Source organism: bacterium, from assembly GCA_026398675.1.
GTDB lineage: Bacteria > RBG-13-66-14 > RBG-13-66-14 > RBG-13-66-14 > RBG-13-66-14 > RBG-13-66-14.
On the sequence record JAPLSK010000256.1, the window covers coordinates 1 to 4605 of the forward strand.

Below are 4605 nucleotides of genomic sequence, written 5' to 3' on the forward strand. Positions count from 1 at the left end.
CAGTACGTCAAGCTCGCCATTGCGGAACTGCTCCAGCACCCGGTCGTTCTCCTTGGGTCCGCGCTTGTTGCGGGCGGCGGCGTTGCCGGGGTCGGCGTCAATATGTGAATACACCGCGTCGGCCCGCACGCCTTGCGGCCGGAGATGCTCGGTGAAGTATTCACACTGAAACCAGCGGTCGGCAAAGATGATTGTCCGCCCGTACTTATCACGCTGGTTCAGATAAGCGTCAACGATGAAGTGGTTACGATTCTCGTTCTCGGCGAGTTTGGTGATAATGCTTTCCGGCAGGTCGCTGTGGGTGGTCAGCAGGCGCTGCAGGTATTCCGGTTTCACCTCGGGCTTTATGTTCGTTAGTTGCTCTTCCTGGACGGGCTTGGCCAAGATGCCCATCGCCAGGAGCTCCTGGAAATCCGCTTGCGCGATGATGCCCTGGGGGAAGAGTTTCTTCAGCCATCCCATTTTCGTCTCATCGGAGTATCTGGGGGTGGCCGTCAGCCCCAGCAGCACCATGGCGGGGAACCTCTCCCGCAGCCCCAGCAATAACTGCCGATAGGTGTACGCCGGGGCGTGATGGGCTTCGTCGAAGACCACGCAGAGTTTGCCCTGGGCGGAAACCAGGAACTCCATCAACCGCGGGTGCTTGTCCCGGAAAGCGCCCCAGATGGTTTGCAGGGTGCCGATGAGCACGTCATCGCTGGATTTGATGTCACTCGGCGAGGAATGACGGGGATTGCCGGAGACAACCCGCACATCCAGGTGATCGCGGGCCTCGGACACCAGGTGGATGCAGTCTTTGAAGCCTTCCTTGGCCTGCTCAAGCAGGTAGATGCTGCGGGCCAGCCACAGGACCTTGTAACCTTTGGAAAGGGGGTTGGGGGCTGTTCCCCCCTCTCGAACCAGTCTCGGAGTTCCTTCAGGGCCTTTTCCTGGTGGGGAAAAGGGGTCTTGTCTGAAGGGTGCTGCTTGGCTTCGAGGAGAGGCCAGCGGTCGAAGGATTTATTCTCCGATGGCTGTTCAACAGATTCGTCCATTGCTCCTCCTAAAGTGTGTTTTATATCAAGAGGATAATAACACTCACTGACAAAATAAGTCAGTGAGTGATTGTTGTAGCAGGAATTCGGTTCTACTTCAGCGCCTTGCCGCATTTGCCGCAGAATTTGTCGCCGGGGACGAGCTCCGCCCCGCACTTGGGGCAGACGGGCTTCAGCGCCGCGCCGCACTTGCCGCAGAACTTTTCGCCGGCCGGATTCTCGTGACCGCACTTGCCGCAGACGACGACCTTCTCCGGAGCAGCCTTGGACCCGCCTTTGTCCTTCATGGCGTCGGCCATCTGGCCCCCGATGGCCATCCCCGCGCCGAGTCCGGCGCCCATGCCGGCCATCCCCCCGCCGCCGGGCTGCTTGGCCGCGTCGCCGATGGCCTCGGCGGTCTTGTAACGGGTGTAGCGGTCCATGTCGCCGATGGCGCCCATCTTGGCGCGCTCATCCATGGCCTTTTCGACCTCGGGCGGGGCGGTTATCGCCCCCACGGTGAAGTCCACCAGCTCGATCCCATAGGTGGCGACCTCCTCGGTTAGCTGGGCTTTGAGCGCGATGGCGAACTCGTCGTAGAGCGGGGGGAGATCGAGGAGGCTCTTCACCTGCCCGCCCAGGAAGTCGAAGGTCTGGCTGACGATGATGCCGCGGAGGAAGTCCTCGAGCTCGCCGACCATTTTCATGTTGCCGGTGCCCACGTACTTGTTGACGAAGAGGCCGGAGTCGGTGATGCGCAAGGAGTAGATGCCGTGGGCGCGGAGGCGGACGATGCCGAACTCGGCGTCGCGGAAGGCCACCGGCTGCGGCGTGCCCCACTTTAGGTCGGTGAAGACCTTCTTGTTGATGAAGTAGACCTCGACCTTGAAGGGCGTCTGGCCGCCGAAGGGGAGCTTCAACAGCCCCCGCAGGAGCGGGATGTTGGCCGAGGTGACGGTGTGGCGTCCAGGGGCGAAGCGGTCCAGGGCCTGGCCGTCGCGGAAGAAGATGGCCTCCTGGCTCTCGCGGACGACTACCTGGCCGCCGTAGGCGATGTCGCCGGAGCCGTCGCGCGGGACGCGCTCGACGAGGACGTCGCCCGTGTTGTCGAGGGATTGCAGGATTTCGATGGCCATGGTCACTCCTTGAATGCGCGGGGGAAGAGAGGCCCCTAGCATATCACGGTGCGCCGGCGCCTGACAACGGGTTTCAGCGGAGGGTGGGGATGGAGAGGGTGTGGATGGAGACGCCGATGAGGACGGCGCCGAGGAGGATACGTAACCAGAGCGCCTCGACGAAGAAGACGGCGGTGACCGTGATGACGACGGCCAAAAGGGCCAGAGTGCCGATTTTCAGGCGGAGGGGGATGCCGCGCTTGGAGCGCCAGACGCGGATGTAAGCCCCGAGGCGGGTGGCCAGAAGCCGGTCGTGGAGCCTCTTGGAGCCGTTGGCGTAGCAGATGGCGGTCAGCAAAAGGAACGGCGTGGTGGGGAGGACGGGGAGGAAGATGCCCAGAACGCCCAGACCCAGACAGAGCGAGCCGGCGACGACGAGGAGCCCCCGCACCAACGGGCTCAGAAGCCGCCGTTCCTCACCCGACCGTTCGGGTGCGCCCATGGGTCAGGTCCCCTCGCCCTGGTAGCCGCCGCGGTAGCCCGCCGTCTCCCCCTTCAGACGGAAGAACACCAGTTGGAGCACCCGCGCCCGCAGGGTCAATTCCAGGCCGGCGGGGTTGAAGACGACGAGCAGCCCCTGCCCGCGCCCCGAGTAACCCGCGTCCCAAACCGCGCTGCCCAGGTGCGCCCCGCAGCGCAACAGGCTCGAGCGCGGCTTCCCCAGCGCCAGGACGTCCCGCGGTAGATTGACCTTCTCGGAGTAGCGGATGACGTAGGCCCCGGGAGGCAGGATGAGCCGACCCTCCCGCCAGGGAATGGCCTCCGTCTCCGGCAACAGGCGGTCGGAGTTATCGAAATCCAGGCGACCGGGGGTGTCGTCCGAGAACCAGGACACCTCGGCCGCGGTCAGGTCCACGCCGTTGGGGGTCATCTGGGTCCGGGGGTCGAGCATCCCCTCCACCAGGGGCGGGCTGCCCGAGATGAGACGGGCGAGCTCGTCGCCGGTAATCGGGCCTGGGAGCTGGGCGGAATCGGCCATGGCGATGAGGCAAGGGGCTTAAGCCCCTTGTTAAAAAAGGCGGGGGATTCGCCGGGTGCGTAGCTCGGTTCGCTTCGTTTTCCCTTCGGTCGCAGTTATCCCTTCGGTCGCGGATTTCAGCGTGTGGAGGGATATGGGCGCGTTTTCTTCTTCGGCGTCGGCTCCGACTTAAGGATTCCCGCCTGCGGGTGGACGTGGGGTATCGCGCCGGACCCCGGTTACGACGAGCTCTCGAAGGCCTTGTGAATCTTGTAGTAGTTGCGCAGCTTCTCGTTGGATTTGCGGATGCGGGTGCAGAAGGTGCGGATGAAGGCAATCATGATTTTGTTGCCGATCTTGATGTCCTCGACGATGAGCTTCTCGAAGTCCGCCTTGCCCAGGGAGAGGAGCTTGGAGTCCTTTCGGCAGACCGCGGAGGCCGAGCGGGGCGCGGCGTCTATGAGCGCCATCTCGCCGAAGAAGGCCGGGCGCTCCAGGTATAGAAGCTCCTCGGTCCCCACCCCCTCTATGACGAGCGTGATGGAGACCATGCCGGAATCCACGATATAGAACTTGTCCCCGGTGTCGCCCTCGTTGAAGATGAACTCGTTTTTGGCGAAGGACTCCTCCTTCAGGCGGGAGGCGAGCACCTCGAGCTCGGAGTCGTCCAGACCGGCGAAGAGCATGACGTCGCGTATCTGGTCCGGTGTAGGCATGGCGAACCTCGATTCAGCGTGACGGAAAGATTATAGCAAAAAACCGCCGGCGTCGGCGAGGCGCGTTGATGCCCCTTCACGCGGGGGGAGCATCAGCCGAGGATTGCGATAACGTAGGGCGGCCCCGTAGGACGAGTCCTCCGCGGGCCGCCGCGTTTTTATATTATACCCCTACCCTCACCCTGCCCTCTCCCTGAAAGGGAGAGGGTGGTCGCGCCGACCCTCACCCCAACCCTCTCCCTAAATGTAGGTCGGGGATTTTAACCGAGCGTAGCGTGCTATGCCCCCGGCAAACCGAGCGCAGCGAGCTACGCCCCGGGCGAATCCCCGCCGTTTCCGCTTCTTGCGATGACGTAGGGGCGACCCGTAGGACAAGTCCTCTGCGGTCGCCCGCGGGCCGACCTGAAGGTCGGCCCCTACGAGGTTGATGCTGACGTGCGGCGTTTTTAACGTAGGGGCTGGTGTCCACACCCGCCCGTGTTCTCAACCTGGACCCTCACCCCGACACTCTCTCTGAAAGGGAGAGGGGGGCATGTTCACCGGCTGACGACCAGCCGCTGCGTCAGTGACCCCGCGGCGGTTTCCAGGCGGTAGAGGTAAACACCGCTGGGAACCTCGCCACAATTCCAGGTCGCCTCGTGGCGGCCCGCGGTCAGCTCCGAGTCAACCAGCGTCGCCACGCGGCGGCCCGAAAGGTCGTACACCGACAGCACGACGCGGCCGTCGGCGGGCAGGGAGTAGAC

General features: G+C 63.6%; 6 protein-coding genes. All 6 read right to left on the reverse strand.

The features are described from left to right. Window positions 1-903: DEAD/DEAH box helicase family protein (locus NTW26_07980; protein ID MCX7022190.1), on the reverse strand; the 903-nt coding region annotated here is incomplete at its 3' end. 223 nt (window positions 904-1126) lie between these two features. After that, the gene (locus NTW26_07985; GenBank protein MCX7022191.1) at window positions 1127-2149 is read right to left on the reverse strand and encodes an SPFH domain-containing protein; all 1023 of its coding nucleotides are present in this window, start codon (window positions 2147-2149) and stop codon (window positions 1127-1129) included. A gap of 73 nt (window positions 2150-2222) precedes the next feature. Beyond that, on the reverse strand, window positions 2223-2630 hold the full coding sequence (locus NTW26_07990; protein MCX7022192.1) for a YbaN family protein: 408 nt from the start codon (window positions 2628-2630) through the stop codon (window positions 2223-2225). Window positions 2631-2633: 3 nt separating this feature from the next. Next, on the reverse strand, window positions 2634-3167 hold the full coding sequence (locus NTW26_07995; protein MCX7022193.1) for a deoxyuridine 5'-triphosphate nucleotidohydrolase: 534 nt from the start codon (window positions 3165-3167) through the stop codon (window positions 2634-2636). A gap of 218 nt (window positions 3168-3385) precedes the next feature. After that, window positions 3386-3862, reverse strand: coding sequence for a cyclic nucleotide-binding domain-containing protein (locus NTW26_08000; protein ID MCX7022194.1), 477 nt, complete (start codon window positions 3860-3862; stop codon window positions 3386-3388). Between the two features lie 536 nt (window positions 3863-4398). After that, the coding region (locus NTW26_08005; GenBank protein MCX7022195.1) for a T9SS type A sorting domain-containing protein at window positions 4399-4605 on the reverse strand (207 nt) is incomplete at its 5' end.

What these genes read in the sequence shown, in the direction of transcription:
- NTW26_07985 (MCX7022191.1), bottom strand. Translation starts at nt 2,149, where the DNA reads ATGGCCATCGAAATCCTGCAATCCCTCGACAACACGGGCGACGTCCTC.
- NTW26_07990 (MCX7022192.1), bottom strand. Translation starts at nt 2,630, where the DNA reads ATGGGCGCACCCGAACGGTCGGGTGAGGAACGGCGGCTTCTGAGCCCG.
- NTW26_07995 (MCX7022193.1), bottom strand. Translation starts at nt 3,167, where the DNA reads ATGGCCGATTCCGCCCAGCTCCCAGGCCCGATTACCGGCGACGAGCTC.
- NTW26_08000 (MCX7022194.1), bottom strand. Translation starts at nt 3,862, where the DNA reads ATGCCTACACCGGACCAGATACGCGACGTCATGCTCTTCGCCGGTCTG.